Below are 17,145 nucleotides of genomic sequence, written 5' to 3' on the forward strand. Positions count from 1 at the left end.
TCCCTTTGCCGCCCGATTGCGGGATCAGAAGTTGAAGCGGATACCGCCTGTATAACGGCGGCCGAAGCGCTCCCATTCGATCGTCTGGCTGGTGATGCTGCTGGTTGGCGTGCCGGATGCCGTCAACAGGCTTGCCGGATCAGAGAAGCGGCGACCCGGATGGTTGAGCAGGTTCGAGGCGTCGAAATAAATCTCGAAATTCTTCGTGAGCGCATAGCGCGCGGAGAAATCCAGTTCGTCGTCAGAGTCCCAATAGGTGTCACCCGCGTCAGCCAACGTGCCAACCGTATCGAGCCACTTGCTGCGATTCTGATATTGCAGGCGTAGCGACAGGCCATATTTCTCGTAATAGCCGCCGATATTGTAAACAAAGTCAGACGTACCCGGCAGGCGGATCGAACGGCCCGGAAGCGAAACCTTGCTGTTGTTGAGGGTCAGGTTGGCTGATACGCCGAAGCCGCCCATGAAGTTGGGTAGACCGAGGCTTTCCGTCCATGGCTCCAGCTGTAGCTGGGCAGCGGCTTCCAGCCCATAGATGCGGCCCGAACCGCCATTGACCAAACCGCTGAAGGTGTAACCCGAGCGGTCGATGCCGCTGCTGTTGAGCGCGCTCGAACCGAAGGTGCGCGAGGAGGTGTAGAGAAAATCCTCAACTTTCTTATAGAAGGTGCCGATCATCAAATAGCCCTGCGGACGCAGATACCATTCGAAATAGGCGTCCACGCCATAAGCGCGCTCAGGCTTGATTGTCGGATTGCCGCCAGAGATGGTTTCATTTGAGTCGTTGACAACGACATTGGGCCGTAACTGGTCATAATCGGCACGCGCCGCGCCGCTATTGAAGGACAAACGCAGCTTCTTGGTGTCGTCGACATTATAGTTGATGTGCAGACTGGGGAAGGCCAGCGTCTGCGTGGCCTCGGCCGTGATCGGACCGGTGACGGTGCCGATCGTGCCGACTGCGGTGCCGCGATTCTTGATATGCTCCACGCGCACGCCGCCGACCACCGAACCCCAGTCATAACGCATCGTACCCATCAGAAAAGCGGCAAGCACTTCCTCGCGCACGTTATAATTGTTGCTGAGGTTGGGCGCGAAGGCGAAGGCAGCCTGTGCAGCCTTGGACGCCGCGCGCATCCTGTCGGTGTCGAAATAGTGGAAGGTGTAGCCCATCGGGATTTCACCGAGGAACTTCTGATCGGTCGAGAACTGGTTATAGTCCGTGGGCATGATCGTCGCGGCCTGGGCAGCGCTCAACGTAATCTGCTGTTCGTCAGCCACCTTGGTGCGGCGATCATATTGGACGCCAGCCTTCAGGGTGGCATTGTCCAGCTCCCGCGCCAGCACTAGGCGAGCGGTATAGGCATTGGTCGTGTCGACCGCATCGAGCACGGTAAAGCCGGACAGCGGCTTGGCAAAGCTGTCCACATCCGTGACCTGCGCACCGGCCATGTAGCGGGTCGGGTTGGCAAGCTGCAGCGTACGGTAAAGCGTCAGGCGCGACAGGTTCGGGTTGGAGAAGTCATAGGAAACGGTTGGCCGCAGGTTGCGCGTCGACGGGCTGTCCCAGGTCGCCTCACCCACAACTGAGCGATCATCCTTCGACTGGGTATAGTTAGCCAGCCAACTCAGCTTCCAGCCGTGGGCAAATTCATGATCGCCTGCCAGCGTGTTGGTGAAGACCGACTGGCGGAACGCGCGCAGCGTGGAGCGCTGGCGGATGTCAATGCCGTAAACCGTGCCCTGCTGCGGCGTGTTACCAATGCAGACATCAGCGTAGCCCGATGTCGGGGGCGCGCTGTTGGGCGTCACGGTGCAGGCTGCCAAGCTGTTCGACAGATCGGCTTCGCGGTCGTCCAGGTCGAAGCGGTAATTGTCACGCGCCTCGTCGTCGGTGAAAATGGTGTAGATGGACCGCAGCGAGATGCTGTTCCTGTCATCCGGCTTATAGTCCAGTCGGCCTGACACCGACCAGTTCTTGCGCGTCAGGCGATACAGCTTGTTTTCCGCCTCATGCGCCCAGAAACGGGTGCCGTTGCCGGGACGGGCGTCGCGGGTCACGCGTTCATAATCCGTCTCGAAATTGTCGGTGATCATGTTGCGCTCATAATAGCTGCCCGACAGCAGCACCCCGAGTTCGCCTTCTCCCACCTTAAACCGGTTGGAGACGACCAGCGCCCCTTCATATTCCTTCTTGTCGCCCAGTTCGGCCAAGCCCATGCCAGCCTTGCCGGCGATGTGGACGCCGTCAAAGTCGAAGGCCGAACGGGTGATGATGTTCACATTGCCGGCCACCGTTTCCCCGGGCATGTCGGGCGTCACCGCCTTTGACACGATGATCTTGCCGGCGATGGCGGAAGGGATGGAATCGAAACGGGCGTCGCGCCCTTCCGGGCTGACCACATTGATGCCGTCGAAGGACAGGGTGGTCCAGGTCTTGGGCGCGCCGCGCAGATTGATGTAGCGGGCCTGGCCTTGGTCACGCTCGACGCTGACGCCGGGCAGACGGCTGGTGGCCTGGGCGATATTCTGGTCGGGCAGGCGACCTACGGAGTCCGATGCCGCCACAGTGACGAGCGAATCCGACTGTTTCTGAACTTCCAACGCCGACGCCTCCGATTCCGCGATCGGCCGGGTACCGGTGACGATGATTGCGCCAGCGTCCTCCTCGGCGGTGGCTGCCTGCACTTGGGCAGTGCCGATGGCAATGGACGCCGCGCTCACGGCAAGCAGGCACAACAGCAGGCGGCGGCCGCCGCGCCGCGTCGAATGGATGTTCATGATGGTCCCCTGTTTCACCGCATCTTCGCGATTTGCGAGGGGCCGGTTAGAGGGCGGAGCTTACAAGCTCGTGACGGAGTGATTTCAATTTAATGTCATCCTGCCAACAGCCTTTGACAGACCAGTCATCTTTGCCCGCGTCATCAAAATGTCACGCCCAGTCGTCAGCAGAACCGTTCTTTGAGGCAAGGGGGCTCCGTGAATGAAGATCTCAAACATGACGAATGCAGGGCTTTTCCGGCGCCTTCCGGTCGTGGTCATGGTCATGACGCTGGCGAGCTGCGCCGCCGCTGGGAAAAGGGCAGCCCCAATTGGCGTGCGCATCGCCAACGCGACCCACGCCGTCGACGTGACCGCGCGAGGGGAAACCGCGCCAGTCGGCACACCCAATGCCGATGCGGCGGACGATCCGGCGATCTGGCGCAACGCGGCCGACCCCGCGCAAAGCCTGATCGTCGGCACCGACAAGAAGGCGGGCCTCTATGTCTATGGCCTCGACGGCAAGACCCGCGACTTTCTTGACGCGGGGCGGGTCAACAATGTCGACCTGCGCGACGGGGTCACCATCAATGGGCAAAGTGGAATCCTCGTGGTCGCCAGCGACCGCAACGATGCCGCCAATGCGAATATCGCCCTGTTCCGGCTCGACCCCGGCACCGCGAAACTTGCCGCCTTGGGCAAGGTGGATGGTGGCAGGGGCGAGGCTTATGGCATCTGCCTGTATCGCGAGGGCACCGCGACCTACGCCTTCATCGTGCTGAAGGACGGCACGGTAAACCAGATCGCGCTCGATGCCTCAGGCGCCACGCCCACAGGCAGGATGGTACGAACCCTGAAGCTCGGCACCCAATCGGAAGGCTGCGCCGTCGATGACCGTACAGGGATCCTCTATGTCGCGGAGGAAGATGTCGGTCTCTGGCGGTTCGACGCCCGCGCGACGGGATCGACCGGAGCCACCAAGATCGCGGCGGCGGATGGCGGGAATCTGGTCATGGATGCGGAAGGCGTCGCCATCGCGCCTATCGGAACGCGGGACGGCTATGTCCTCGTCTCCAGTCAGGGCGACAATGCCTATGTCGCCTACCGTCTGACCGACGACAGCTATGCGGGCCGCTTCCGTGTGATCAACGGGAAGATTGGCGGATCGGAGGAAACGGACGGCATCGACCTGATGCTGGGCAATTTCGGACCAGACTATCCCGGCGGCCTGTTCGTCGCGCAGGACGGCCACAACGCTACGGCCGCGCAGAATTTCAAGCTGGTGGCGTGGGACGACATTGCGCGGGCGCTGGGCATCGCCCACTGACATAGGGACAACCGCGCGAAGGTTTGTCCGCGCGTCGGAAGGTCTCAAACCCGGATCAATCCGCCCCTTATCGCATAGCCCCGATACAGGACATGGCTGTGCGGAAAACCACCCATGTCCGCCGCCAGTCCCTCAAAGGCCTGACGAAGTTCCGCTCGCGGCGCCACGTGGAACCGCGCCAGCCAGCCGAACAGCGCCTGCTTCCAGAATTTCGGCAACCTATCCTGCTGGCCGAAATCCACCACTTCCAGTTTCCCGCCATCCGCCACGCACCGCGCCGCCTGTCGCAATGCGCCCTGCCAGTCTGGAATCATCGACAGCGCATAGCTGATGAACACCCGCTCGAACGCCTCCCGCCCGAACAGGGCCGCTGCATCGAACTCGCAGCCATCCCCCTGCGCCAGCACCACCCGATCCGCCATGCCTGCCTTCGTCACAGCCTTTCGCGCCGTCTCCAGCATCGCGGCGCTGATATCGACGCCATAGAGCCGCGCTTCCGGCCAGGCCTTGCCCACCGCAATCAGGTTCCGCCCGGTCCCGCAGCCGATCTCCAGCACAGCCCCGCCAGGCGGCGGCGCAAGATCGGCGATCAACCCATCCCGTCCAAGCAGATAGAATTTCCGCGACAGGTCGTAGATATGCCGCTGACGCCGGTAGATGCTGTCCATCAAGCCGCCATGTCCGCCCTTCATCACGCGCGCCTCAGCACATAGAGGTGCACGCCGCCATAAATGGCCGACCGGTCTCGGGCCGTATAATCCCGCGACTCCTCCGCCCGATAATCCCACAGCGACAGCACCGCATCATCGACCCGGCCCGGCAAGATAGTCGGCTCCCCCGCCGTTCGGAACAGCACCCGCGCGCCGGGCTTCGCCGTCCGCGTGATCTGCGCCCAAAGCGCATTCAACTGCGCATCGTCCATCCAGTCCTGCGCATCCAGCAATATATAGCGATCCGCCGACCCGGCCTCCTGAACCGCCAGGAAATCCGTGAAATTCACATGCCGCACGTCCACCCGCCCGGCCCGCTCCACCACGGCGGCATGGTTCGCGGCCTGCAAATAGGGCGGCAACGGCCCCTCCCCCCCGGCATAGCCCCGCCCGAAGGCCTGCACCGCGAAATAATTGTCCTTCAGGTCGAAGTCGCAGGCCAGCTTCTCCAGCCGCGTTTTCAACACGCCGTCCATCCGCTCGTCTCCGGCCAGCGCCTCATATTGCGCCGGCGGAATCCCCAGGCCGAAAAGCGAAGCAGGCTGGCTCGTCAGCCACTTCATGAAGGCACTGTCGAATACCGGCGCCAGTTCCGTCTCGAAGATCGCCCGTTGTTCCTCCCGCGATCTTGCATCCAGCATCCGCCGCGGATTGACGCCATGCAACCGCGCCAGCAGATGCGCAGCCCCGATGAAGCGACCCAACAGCCCGTGCTTATAGATTCCCCGCGCAAAGCCGCCGATCCGCCGCCGCCCGATGAAATCCCGCCTTTCCCAATAACGCCGCGTCGGATCGTCCAGCATCGGCGCCACGAAAGCGCGATATGCCGCCACATTCTCCTTGCAGTCGGCCCTGGCGAAGAACCGATGAAAAGCCTCATGATCCGGCAAGGCCCGCGCCGCTGCCAGCTTCAACCGGTTGAGCGCGATATGCGCGGTATTCAGGTCAACCGCCGTGATCCTCGCCGGATCGGCCGTCAGATAGCTCAGCACGTTGCATCCGCCGGATGCGATAGTGACCACATGGCAATCCGGCGTGATCGCCAGTGCCTCCATATCAACCGCCGGATCTTCCCAGATCTGCGCATAGACCAGCCCTCGAAAGGCAAAGGTAAAGGCCCGCTCCAGCAGCCCCTGCCGCGAAAGATGCCGATGCCGGTGCACCGCGCGGGTAACTTTGCGATGTGCCACAGATGCCATAAAGCGCCTCCTCGCTGCCGGGTCGTCCGGTGCTGCTTAGGACAACCCAAAGTCGGCAGCGTGACGCTCCTGTTACGGCCCTGTGAAACCCTTGCGAAAAGCCCCTTGATCTGGCTTACTAGCGAGCCTAGCATCCTCGGTCGCGGTAGCGCGGATGACCCTTCTTTGCCGTACAGGAGCTAATTTTCAGTCCTCGGGTCCGGACGGTCCGCCATCACATACTATGCCCATCCAGATGACCTTTGGCAGATGCGACCGGAGATCGGCCGATCAGGCGCCGGAATGCCGATGTTCGATCATGTCGGTGATCTTGTTCGCGAGTTCGGTCATCACAAATGGTTTGGTGATAACCTCCATGCCCGCCTCAAGATGACCATTGCCGACAGCGGCATTCTCCGCGAACCCGGTTACGAAAAGCACCTTCAGGTCGGGGCGACCAACGCGGGCCGCGTCGGCGATCTGTCGGCCGTTCATGCCTCCGGGTAGCCCGACATCGGTGATGAGCAGATCGACCCTGACGTCGGACTGAAGGATTTTCAGCCCTGAAGGGCCATCTTCCGCTTCGAGCGCGACATATCCAGCCTCTTCGAGCACCTCTACTATGAGCATGCGAACCGTAGGCTCGTCGTCGATCACGAGCACGGTTTCCCCGGCTCCCGTTTCCGGGATCGGTGATTCCACCGCCACGGTATCGTCCATGACATCGCCGGAGTAGCGGGGCAGATAAAGGCACATCGTCGTTCCCTGCCCCGGCTCGCTGTAGACGCGAACCTGGCCGCCGGACTGCCGCACGAAACCGTGGATCATGGAAAGACCCAGACCCGTGCCCCGGCCGATCGGCTTGGTCGTGAAGAACGGATCGAAGATCCGGTCGGCGATGTCCTTCGATATGCCTGTCCCCGTGTCGGTGACGCATACCGAGATATATTGTCCTGGCGGCAGGTCGCGTTCCCGCCCGGCGCGATTGTCCAGCCACTTGTTCGCGGTCTCGATCGTCAGTTTGCCGCCGTCGGGCATGGCGTCGCGAGCATTGATGGCGAGATTGAGGAGCGCGCTTTCAAGCTGGACGGTGTCGATCCTGGTTGGCCAGAGACCTGCGGCGCCGACAACCTCCACCTTGATGGCCGGGCCGACGGTGCGGGCGATGAGGTCTTCCATACCGAAAACCAGCCGGTTCACGTCGGTCGGCTTGGGATCGAGGGTCTGGCGGCGAGAGAAGGCGAGGAGCCGCTGGGTCAGCGCCGCGGCGCGTTGGGCGGAGGTCTGCGCACCGTTGATGAAGCGCTCTATACCCTCGGTCCGGCCTTCGGAAATGCGCCTTTCGATGATTTCCAGGCTGCCGATGATGCCTGCCAACAGATTATTGAAGTCGTGGGCGATCCCGCCGGTGAGTTGTCCTATCGCCTCCATCTTCTGCGACTGGCGCAGCGCCTCTTCCGCTTCCGCGCGTTTGCGGATCTCGGCCTCGACCCGTTCTTCCAGCCGCTCGTTAAGCTGGTGCAACCTGTCCTCGGTCGCCTTCCGCTCGGTAATGTCGATCACCGTCCCGACAAAGCGCGTTCCCTGATCGGCATCGAAGAGCGCGCGTCCGCTCGCGGAAATCCACCGCTGCCGTCCATCCTCGATGCCGATGGTGCGATATTCTATGTCGTAGCGGCCCGTGCCCTCGGGATCGATCGCTCGCCGGACGGCCTCGTCCGCGCGCTCCCGGTCGTCCGGATGAATTCCCGCGATGAAGGAGCCCGCATAGGTGACTGCCGCCTCCGGGGATAAACCGAAGAGTTGCTTGCACCGAACGTCCCACCGAAGTTCGTTCGAGGCGGGGTGGTAGTCCCAGGTGCCGATTTCAGCCGCTTCAGTGGCCAGTCGCAAGCGCGCTTCGCTGTCGGCCAGTTCGCTCTCCGCCTTTCGCCGTTGTGTGAGTTCGCGTTCGAGCGCCTGAAACAGCCTGGCATTATCGATTGCGACGGCTGCCTCCGCCGCCAGGCCTTCCAGGCCCCGCTCCGACCGAGCGTCGAAGACGCCGATATCGGCATGGCCGAAGAACAGGCCCCCGATCACCTCTCCGCTACGCGAAATGACCGGCACGGCCAGATAGCTGCGAACGGGCAGATGTCCCTCGGGCATGCCTTTGCGTGGCGCATTTTGCCCGTAGCGTGGGTCCCTGGTTATATCGTCGGAGCGAACGATCCCTTCGCCCGAGAAGGTCGGCGCGAACACCGCTGTGTTGCGCGGCATCGGAAATTTGGAAAAGGCTTCGGCTGGCGCCCCGGACAGGGTGTAGAGCATGTAGCTCTCCCCGGCCTCATTCTCGACATTGTAGAAGAAGGCGCCGAATTCGGCCCCGGTCAGCTCGACCCCCGCATCGGTGACGATCTGGACGAGTTCCTGAAGATCGGTCTTGGCCGCCAGGGCGGAGCCGGCCCGATTAAGTATCTCCAGCGCACGGCGTTCTTCGGAGATCGCCTCCTGCGCTTCCCTGCTTTTCGTGCGGTCGTGCAAGATCTTCGTGAATCCGACCACGGCACCGGCCCGATCGCGGATCGGCGACATTTCGCCCACGGCCCATATCTGGGATCCGTCGCGGCAAATGCGCCAACCTTCCGTTCCGCCGCCACGGCCGACGGTCAGCGCGTCGGTCATCTCTTGTCGGAGCGCCGAGGCGCCCTCTCCGGGAGGGAACAGGCGCTCCAGCGTCTCGCCCAGAACATCGGAGGCGGTCCAGCCCAGCATCCGGGATGCGCCCTCGTTCCAACTCGTCACCCGGCCTTCGAGATCGGTGGTGATGATCGCCGTGCCAACCGCGCCATCGACGATCTGGCGCCATTCGTCAGCGCTGATCGCGCGCGACGGTTCCGGCTTTCTCATCGATCCCCCGCGGAAAAATTCTTCTGATGCTGGACGCAAACGCAAAGCGCTTGAACTGGTTGCAGACGGGATGGTCAGGCCCGGCTGATAATCTCGAGTGAAGACTCATGGCAACCAGATCGCCGATGAAGATTTATTGCGATGTTGAAACTGATTTGAGGTAGCCCGTGGCCGACAAGGATGGCGCAGAAGCGCCCGTCACTCCCAACGAAGCGACCGGCGAGCCAGCCGGCGATCTGGAAGACACCAGTTCCTACAGTCCGACGGGCACCCGACCGACGCATCACTGGAAGCGATCGACCGTGGCGGAGCCCGGGCTCGACCAGCGCGGTACGGTGTTCTTTGCTGCCTTGCAGATGACGCGGATGCCGATGATCCTTACCGATCCGCGCCAGGACGACAATCCCATCGTCTTTGCCAACAAAGCGTTTCTCGATCTGACAGGCTATGAGGAAAGCGAAGTCGTCGGCCGCAATTGCCGTTTCCTGCAGGGGACCGACACCGACAGGGAGACCGTCCGCGCCCTTCGCGAAGCCGTTGCGGCGCAGGAAGCGATTTCGACCGAAATCCTGAACTATCGCCGCGACGGCAGTCCCTTCTGGAACGCGGTGTTCGTAGCACCGGTCTATGATGACGACGGCACGCTCATCTATTTCTTCGCCAGCCAGCTTGACGTCACGCGACGGCGTTCCTCTGAACAGGCTTTTCGTCAGGCGCAAAAAATGGAGGCGATCGGACAACTGACCGCCGGCCTGGCGCATGATTTCAACAACCTTCTGCAGGTGGTGACCGGCAATCTCGACATCGTGCTCGGTGACGATCTGAGCGATGCCCAGCGACGAATGCTGAGCAACGCTGCTCGGGCTGCCGAGCGCGGCGCGAGACTGACGCGCCAGTTGCTCGCCTTCGCGCGCAAGACCAGGCTCGAGCCGCGCCGGATCAATATGAACGACCTGATCCACGAATTTGGCGATTTGATCGACAACACCGTGGGCGCGCAGATCAGGCTGGTCACCGCGCTGGAGCGTCGGCTCCCGGCGGTGCAGATCGACCCCACGCATCTAGAGATGGCGGTGCTCAACATCCTGATCAATGCCCGCGATGCGATGCCCGGCGGCGGCACCGTGACGATTGCGACCGAGCTTTGGAAGCTGAACGGCAATGCGGCGGCGCATGGCCTTCCCGAAGGGGATTATGTCGTGCTGAGCATCCGCGACGAAGGCCATGGCATGAGCCCCGAGGTTCGCCAACGCGCCACCGAGCCCTTCTTTAGCACCAAGGGCAAGGAGCGCGGCACCGGCCTTGGCCTGGCAATGGTCCACGGCTTTGTGCAGCAGTCGCTCGGCCGTCTGGAAATCGACTCCGAGCCGGGGCGGGGAACGACGATGCGGCTGCTCTTTCCCGTCGCGCCGCCCGAAGAGGCCGTGTCCGGCCCCGTGCAGCCCATGCCAGCGCCGGCGATTTCGGGCGACGCCGGAGGACAGACGATCCTGCTGGTCGAAGATAGCGACGATGTCCGCGCGCTCGCGAGCGAGCAACTGGCCGCGATCGGTTACAAGGTCATTTCTGCCCCAAGCGGCGAGGAAGCCCTCCTGAAGCTTGAAAATATCAAGGTCGATCTGCTCTTCACCGATATGGTCATGCCGGGTGGCATGAGCGGCCTGGAACTGGTCGAGAAGTTCAACGAATTGCATCCGGAAACGCCAGTCCTCATGACCACGGGCTATAATGAGGATCTGGTCGCCGATATCCCGCGCGGCACGCGGCTCGATGTGATCGGCAAGCCCTATCGTCGCGAGGAACTGGCCGATCGGGTAAGGACGGCTCTGTCACGTCGCACTGTCGTCAGGCGGGAGGAAAGTCCGTTTGGCGCCAAGGAGGGATAACTGCCACTGATATTGGGAGCGGGGTTATCGGAGCTACGCTGTCGAGCCCAACAACACGGCCGCAGACATTCCTGACTGCCGTCGTCATTCGACCCATGCCGGACGCTTAGCGCCCCATCTTTGCTCCCCATCTGCAGACGTTCCGCTTCTGCGGCAGCTGCCGACCAGACCTGGTCCTTCCGATCCGCCATCGCGAATGTCTGCTCTTGGCAGGAACTGCCGATGCAACACTTCGAAGCAGACCGTCAGGAAAGCACCCCATATGCGGCCGTCCGGCTGACGAGCGGCGTAGCTGATAAGCGATCATACAAGGACGGGCTGACCGCCGCGATCCGCGTTTCCAAAAACGCGAAGGTAGCGCTCGATCTCCTTCGGCTCGCCAGTGGCCTTTGCGGGATTATCGGACAGCTTGACCGCAGGGCGGCCATTAGCGCTGACGACCTTGCAGACCAGCGAGATCGGCGCGAGGCCGGCGCCGCCGTCGGGGTCGCAGTCACGGAAATCATTGGTGAGGTTGGTGCCCCAGCCAAAGCTGGTGCGCACGCGACCGTGAAAATGCCGATAGGTCGCCTCAATGGAATCGACGTCCATGCCGTCCGAGAAGATCAGCAGCTTCTTGCGTGGATCGCGGCCGCTGGCGCGCCACCAGTCGAGGATCTGATCGCCGCCCGCGATCGGCGGCGCGCTGTCGGGGCGAAATCCGGTCCAGTCGGCGACCCATTCGGGCGCGTTGTGCAGGAACGCGGTCGTACCGAACGCATCGGGCAATGCGATCAGCAGATTGCCGTCATAGGTGCGGCGCCATTCGTCGAGCACGCGATAGGGCGCTGCGGCCAGCGCGGCATCGTCCTCGGCAAGCGCCGCAGTGACCATCGGCAGCTCGTGAGCGTTGGTACCAATCGCTTCGAGGTCATTGTCCATCGCCAGCAGCACGTTCGAGGTGCCGATGAAGCGGTCTCCCAGCCCTTCCTTGACGGCTTCGACACACCATCGCTGCCACAGGAAGCCGTGTCGCCGGCGCGTGCCGAAGTCCGAAAGCACGAGATCGGGCAGCTGGCGCAGCCGCTCGACCTTATCCCACATCTTGGCCTTGGCGCGGGCGTAGAGAATGTCGAGCGCGAAGCGGTCCTTGCCCGCCATCGCCGCACGGGCGCGCAGCTCGTTGATGATCGACAGTGCCGGGATCTCCCACATCGTGGTGTGCGTCCATGGCCCGGCGAAGTGCAGCTCGAACTGGCCGTCGACAACGCGCAGTTCATATTCGGGGAGCCGAAAATCCTTGAACCAGGAGAGAAATTCGGGGTCGAACATCCGCGCATTGCCATAGAAGCTGTTGCCCGCGAGCCAGATCAGCTCCTTCTTGCCCAGCCGCAGCATGCGCGCATGATCGAGCTGCGCGCGCAGCTCGCCTTCGTCGATCACCTCGGCGAGGTGGACCGAGCGGGTGCGGTTGATCAGTGCGAAGGTCGCCTGGGTGTCGCGGTGGAACCGCCAGATCAACTGAAGCATCAGCAGCTTGTAGAAATCGGTGTCGAGCAGGCTGCGTACGATCGGGTCGAGCCGCCAGCCATGGTTGTAGGTGCGCGTGGCAATATCGGTATAGACCATCGATGCCTCCGGGCTGGTCAGCGGATGCCGCCGAGGGTGAACAGTTCGGCGGGGCGATGCGACGCCTCGTCCTCGCGCGTGCCTGTCGCCACCAGTTGGCCCCGATCGAGCATGCGGCGACGAAAGGCAGGCTTGTTGAGCGGCGTGCCGAGCACCGCCTCGTGCACGTCCTGGAGCGCGCGCAGCGTGAAGCACGGAGGCAGGAACGCGAAGGCCAGGTCCGAATAGTCGATCTTGCCGCGCAGCCGGTCGCGTGCGAGCGTCAGGATCGCCTGGTGATCGAAGGCCAAAGGCAGCGCCGCCTGGTCTTCGCCGATTGCCACCACCGTCTCACCTTCGAGCGCCGCGATGGCGGCCCGGCCGGCGCGCAGGGCCGCATTCATCTGATCCTCGCGGAGCAACGCCAGATAGGCGATGGTGATCACGCGCATGCGCGGATCGCGATCGACAGCGCCGAAGCTGTAGAGCTGCTCGAGATGCGCGCCGTCGAGGCCTACCTTGTCGCGGAGCAGCCGCGCGGCGGCGACGTCGAGGCTCTCGTCGATCGCGACAAATCCGCCTGGCAATGCCCAATGTCCTGCCTGCGGCGGCTGGTCGCGCCGCACCAGCAACGCCGACAGCCGCCGGCGGTGAATGCCGAGCAGCACGAGATCGACAGTGACCGACGGGCGATCATAGGCCGTCGGATCATAGTCGCTGAGGAATTCGGCATCGCCACTTATATCCATATGGCACTTTACTTATATGCATTATGCACATATGCCAAGCTCAACTCATAGGAGGCGATTATGCAACGCCTCGTAGTCGTGGTTGATACACAAGCCGATTTCATGTGGGCGGATGGGGCGCTATCGGTTGCCGGGGCTGAGGCGCTGATCGCCCCGATGCAGCGCTGGCTTTCATCGCTCCGGCCTGCGGAAACCGCGGGGGGTGCTGTTCACCTTCGACACCCATTCGGCCGAGGCCTATCCAGCCTCCGCCGAGGCTGAACAATTTCCCCTTCACTGCGTGCACGGCACGCCGGGCTGGGCGAACATACTCGATTTCGGCGCCGTTGATCCGGGGGTTCGGATCTACCGGTATTATTCTATCGCTCCCAAGCTATTTCATTGAACGTTTTCCCTGGTCATCCGTTACGGGCGAAGGATCAGGAAGATCCCGATAATGGCAAACCGGCGGTGACGCCGGGACGCAAAGCCTCCGGCCTTGGTGGCAAGGTAGCGGGGCTGCCGAAGGACCATGGTTCGATGGAAAAGCGCCCTATCTACAAAAACATTGCGCAACCTTCCGACCCTGCCGCCCCTGGGCAGCCCTCCTGCCGCGCGCCTGTACGCCCGGACAAGTGAGGAGAAAGCCTGTGTTGTCGTTCGATCGGAAATCATCTCATGGCAGGTTGCTGGCCCTGTCGGCCTGTTCGACCATCGCCCTTCTGCTGAGCGCCTGTGAAAGCAGCGGCGGCCTGCGCGTCGCCAGCGTCGGATCGGGCACGCCGGGCGCGGGTAGCGGCAGCGGCGGATCGGGCAGCGGATCAGGCACCGACGGCAGTGGCGGTTCCACCAGCGGCGGCGGCGCGACTGGCGGTGGCACGGGAGGCACCGGCTCAGGCACCGGCTCAGGCACCGGCTCAAGCAGCGGCGGTACTGGCTCCGGCTCCAGCTCTGGCACGGGCACCGGTTCCGGCACCGGTGGCGCCACGACCACGACCGGCCTCCTTCAACAGGTATCGCCGGTGCTCACCACCGCCGGCAATGCGGTGCTGGGCGTCTCCGACGGTCAAGGCAATGTGACGACCCCCATCGCCACCGCGCTTCCCGTGACGCAGCCGGTCACCGGCACGATCACGCGCGTCCTGAACGACACCGGCACCGTGCTGGTGGATGCGGGCGCCGGACGAACCCTCCTCCTTCAGGGCGCGCAGGGCGTCGTGGGGGATCTGGTCTCGATCGATGTCGGCGGCCGGACCGTCACCAACGGGCTTGACGGCACGACGGGCGCGATCGGCGCCGGGGTGCTGGGCGATACGCAGCCGACCGGCACTCTGGCCAGCGTCGGCGTGCTCAACGCCGGCAATACGGCGCTGGCGACGGTCAACGGCATAGCCGATGTGCGCGTGACCAACGTCACCTCCTCGACCGGCGGCATTGCCGACAATCTGCTGAACGTCGCGCTCGGCGGCAACCAGCTTCTGGGCAGCGGCGACCCGGCGTTGGTGAACGCCAACCTGCTGCCCAATGGCATCACCCCCACCGGCACGGGCAGCGCCACGGGCGTGCTCGCCCCCGTGACATCCGCCGTGGAGACGGTCGGCGCTGGCGTCACCTCCGCCGTGCAGGGCGTGACCGGCGGCGCCCTTTCGCCCTTGGGCGTCAGCGCCGGGACGACGGCGACGGCCGGGACGACGGCCACCGCCGATGCGGGAGCCACCGCCACGGCCAATCCGGGCGGAGCGCTCGCGCCAGTGACGGGAACGGTCGGCAACACGGTGAACACGCTGACGGGCGCGCTCAACCTGAGCCGCTGAACCACCGGCCGGGGCGCGCCGACGCTAGCGCGCCCCGCCTTCGCCGCCTTTATCGCAGGAACGCTTCATGCTCCTTGTCCTCGCCGCCCTGCCGGCGCTCGCCGCCGCGCAGCCGCCTTCGACGCTGTCGCCGCCGCTGATCCAACAGAATGAGCAGCCCGCCTCGCCGGACCTTCCGGAAAAGCCGACCGGAGCGCCGGTTCAGCCCGCCATCGCCGTGGACGCGGAGGATAGCGGCGCGGCCATTCGCGGCATCGACTTCGTCGGCGTGGACGCGCCGGAGCGGGTCGCGCAGGCGGCGCGCCGGTTTCTCGGCCGTCCTGCATCGCGCCAGACGCTCGCCGCGCTCGCCACCGCGATCTCCGACGCCTATGCCCGGAGCGGCATAGCCCTCTACACCGTCGCCATCCCGCAGCAGGATCTGTCCACGGGACAAGTCAGGGTGTTGCTGGCGGAGGGCTTTGTCGAGGATATCGTCTATCCCAGGGGCGCGAGCCCGCTGATCCGCGCCTATGCCGAGCGGATGCGGGCGGAAAAGCCGCTCAGCCGCCGCGCGCTGGAGCGTTATCTCTCGCTGATCCGCGACATTCCCGGAGCGAAGGTCGAGGTCGCGCTGGAACGCGGCACGAAGCCTGGTGGCGTCAGGCTGGCGATCACGCCGACGCGCAAGCGCTTCGACGCCAGCTTCGGCGTGGACAACCGCACGCAGAGCGGCCTCGGCAGCGGACAATTGCGCGCCACGGCCCAGGCCAACAGCCTGCTGCGCGACGGCGACCGGGCCGATCTGCTGCTGCTCGGCGCGACGGACCTCAAGCGCTACCAATATGTCGGGCTGAGCCACCAGACGCCGCTGGGGTCCGATGGCCTGATGCTGGGCCTGTCGGGATCGTGGCTGCGCACCCGGCTCAAGAACCTCCCGGTCACGGGCGAGGCGAAGACCGCCGGAGTTTCGCTCAGCTATCCCGTCATTCGCGGCTATAAGCGCAATCTGACGGTCAGCGCCGGGCTGGACGGTCTGGACAGCGACGCGGCGCTGCTCGGTGCGGTCCTCTCTTCCGACCATATCCGCGCAGCGCGGGCAGCGGTCGGCTATTCCATGATGGGCGAGAAGGATGTGCTGACGGCAGGCCTCACCGTCAGCCGGGGCCTCGACATATTGGACGCGCGCGGGACGCCGGGCTTTACCGACACGGTCTTCACCAAGGTCACGGCCCGCGCAGGCTATGACCGGATGCTGGGCAGGCGCTTCGTCGGCCGCTTGCGCATGACGGGGCAATATAGCGCGGACCGGCTGTCGGGTAATGAGCGGCTGGCGGTGGGCGGGCCGGACTATGGACGCGCCTTCGACACCGCGCTGCTCAGCGGCGACCGGGGTCTTGCCGGTTCCTTCGAACTCGCCTTCCGCCCGGAACTGACGCCACGGCTCAAGGGCACGGAAATCTATGGCTTCATCGACGGGGCCAGGGTCCGGATCAACAGCCGCTCCGCTTTCGCGGCCAGCGACTATGGCCTCGCTTCGGCAGGCGGCGGCGTCAGGCTGGCCTATGCGTCGAAGGCGTCGCTGGGCTTGGAAGGCGCGCGGGTCATCGACGCTCCCTTCGCCGGCGTGGGCGACTGGCGCTTCAACATCAGTTGGCATTGGAAGCTGAACCGATAGGAAGAAGGCGAAGCCTCACCTAAGCCTTGTCATGCTTACTTGTACCGACGCCTCCGATCCGGCAATGTCGACCAGCTTGTCCTCCAGCGGCGATATGGGAAAGGCGAAGTAGTCCAGGCTCAGGCCAACTACCGATCGGCAACGTCGTTCCTGTGTAACCACAGATCAATGCGGAATAGCACATGGAGCAGTGCAACTTTGCGCTGAGCACCAAGCGTGGTTTAGACCAAGACCTGCCGGGCTATCCGGCCGTGTTTTTGAGGACGTGCCCGTCCTGTTCGCGCAGCCAGTTATGGGCGTTCGTCGCGGTCTGCGCGCCATGGCCCATCGCGACGCTTATCTGGTCTAGACCATCAAGCACATCTCCGGCACCAAAGAGGCCTTCGACGCCATCTTGAAGCCACTCCGATCTTCTTTGATGTCCGTGATCAGCGCCGTCTGGATGATCGCTCCGAATTCACGAGCATGCTTCGACATACGGTCGATCAGCTCAGGTCCCGAAATGCCCTCGGGAAACCCCGGAGCATTATGCGTTTTCGGAATGCGCAGTGCGCGACTGTTCTCGTCATGCACGACGAGAACGCTCCGCTTGTAGCGCCCAAGATATAG

12 protein-coding genes and 1 riboswitch are annotated in these 17,145 nt (G+C 63.7%); of the genes, 5 read left to right on the forward strand and 7 right to left on the reverse strand.

Features of this window, described 5'->3' with window-relative positions:
* Positions 1–24: 24 nt before the first annotated feature.
* Positions 25–2,724, reverse strand: a complete 2,700-nt coding sequence (locus SIDU_RS15245) for a TonB-dependent receptor (protein ID WP_233431838.1) — start codon at positions 2,722–2,724, stop codon at positions 25–27.
* 274 nt (positions 2,725–2,998) lie between these two features.
* Between SIDU_RS15245 and SIDU_RS15250 the strand changes: the two genes are divergently transcribed.
* A complete protein-coding gene (locus SIDU_RS15250) occupies positions 2,999–4,087 on the forward strand; it encodes a phytase (RefSeq protein ID WP_233431839.1) in 1,089 nt (362 codons plus the stop codon).
* A 44-nt stretch (positions 4,088–4,131) separates the two neighbouring features.
* Here the strand turns inward: SIDU_RS15250 and SIDU_RS15255 are convergent, their stop codons facing one another.
* The 3 genes from SIDU_RS15255 to SIDU_RS15265 form a co-directional block, all read right to left on the reverse strand.
* Positions 4,132–4,779: a class I SAM-dependent methyltransferase gene (locus SIDU_RS15255; protein WP_007685149.1), complete on the reverse strand. Its 648-nt coding sequence runs from the start codon at positions 4,777–4,779 to the stop codon at positions 4,132–4,134.
* Positions 4,779–5,996: a BtaA family protein gene (locus SIDU_RS15260; protein ID WP_007685147.1), complete on the reverse strand. Its 1,218-nt coding sequence runs from the start codon at positions 5,994–5,996 to the stop codon at positions 4,779–4,781. Before SIDU_RS15260 ends, SIDU_RS15255 begins: the two co-directional genes overlap by 1 nt.
* A 270-nt stretch (positions 5,997–6,266) precedes the next feature.
* A complete protein-coding gene (locus tag SIDU_RS15265) occupies positions 6,267–8,864 on the reverse strand; it encodes a PAS domain S-box protein (protein ID WP_007685144.1) in 2,598 nt (865 codons plus the stop codon).
* Positions 8,865–9,031: 167 nt separating this feature from the next.
* Here SIDU_RS15265 and SIDU_RS15270 point away from each other — a divergent pair, with 167 nt between their 5' ends.
* Positions 9,032–10,750 carry a histidine kinase famiy protein gene (locus tag SIDU_RS15270; protein ID WP_007685143.1) on the forward strand — a complete coding sequence of 573 codons (1,719 nt, stop codon included), beginning with the start codon at positions 9,032–9,034 and terminating at the stop codon, positions 10,748–10,750.
* Between the two features lie 303 nt (positions 10,751–11,053).
* Here the strand turns inward: SIDU_RS15270 and pncB are convergent, their stop codons facing one another.
* Both pncB and SIDU_RS15280 read right to left on the reverse strand, forming a co-directional pair.
* Entirely contained in the window at positions 11,054–12,358 is a 1,305-nt protein-coding gene (pncB, locus tag SIDU_RS15275; protein ID WP_007685140.1) for a nicotinate phosphoribosyltransferase, read from the reverse strand.
* A gap of 17 nt (positions 12,359–12,375) precedes the next feature.
* Positions 12,376–13,086, reverse strand: coding sequence for an NUDIX hydrolase (locus SIDU_RS15280; protein ID WP_007685138.1), 711 nt, complete (start codon positions 13,084–13,086; stop codon positions 12,376–12,378).
* A gap of 202 nt (positions 13,087–13,288) precedes the next feature.
* On the opposite strand from SIDU_RS15280, the gene SIDU_RS19880 reads away from it, so the two are divergent.
* The 3 genes from SIDU_RS19880 to SIDU_RS15295 all read left to right on the forward strand — a co-directional run bounded on the left by SIDU_RS19880 (position 13,289) and on the right by SIDU_RS15295 (position 16,536).
* Entirely contained in the window at positions 13,289–13,471 is a 183-nt protein-coding gene (locus SIDU_RS19880) for a hypothetical protein (RefSeq protein ID WP_007685136.1), read from the forward strand.
* A gap of 43 nt (positions 13,472–13,514) precedes the next feature.
* Positions 13,515–13,592: riboswitch (cyclic di-GMP riboswitch) on the forward strand.
* 123 nt (positions 13,593–13,715) lie between these two features.
* Positions 13,716–14,879 (forward strand): hypothetical protein, encoded by a 1,164-nt coding sequence (locus SIDU_RS15290; RefSeq protein ID WP_158514636.1) that lies wholly within the window; start codon positions 13,716–13,718, stop codon positions 14,877–14,879.
* Between the two features lie 67 nt (positions 14,880–14,946).
* On the forward strand, positions 14,947–16,536 hold the full coding sequence (locus SIDU_RS15295; protein ID WP_007685133.1) for a ShlB/FhaC/HecB family hemolysin secretion/activation protein: 1,590 nt from the start codon (positions 14,947–14,949) through the stop codon (positions 16,534–16,536).
* A gap of 345 nt (positions 16,537–16,881) precedes the next feature.
* Here SIDU_RS15295 and SIDU_RS19470 read toward each other — a convergent pair whose 3' ends face one another.
* A complete protein-coding gene (locus SIDU_RS19470; RefSeq protein ID WP_007685131.1) occupies positions 16,882–17,109 on the reverse strand; it encodes an NAD(P)/FAD-dependent oxidoreductase in 228 nt (75 codons plus the stop codon).
* Positions 17,110–17,145: the final 36 nt, after the last annotated feature.

The sequence above is a fragment of the Sphingobium indicum B90A genome (assembly GCF_000264945.2).
GTDB lineage: Bacteria > Pseudomonadota > Alphaproteobacteria > Sphingomonadales > Sphingomonadaceae > Sphingobium > Sphingobium indicum.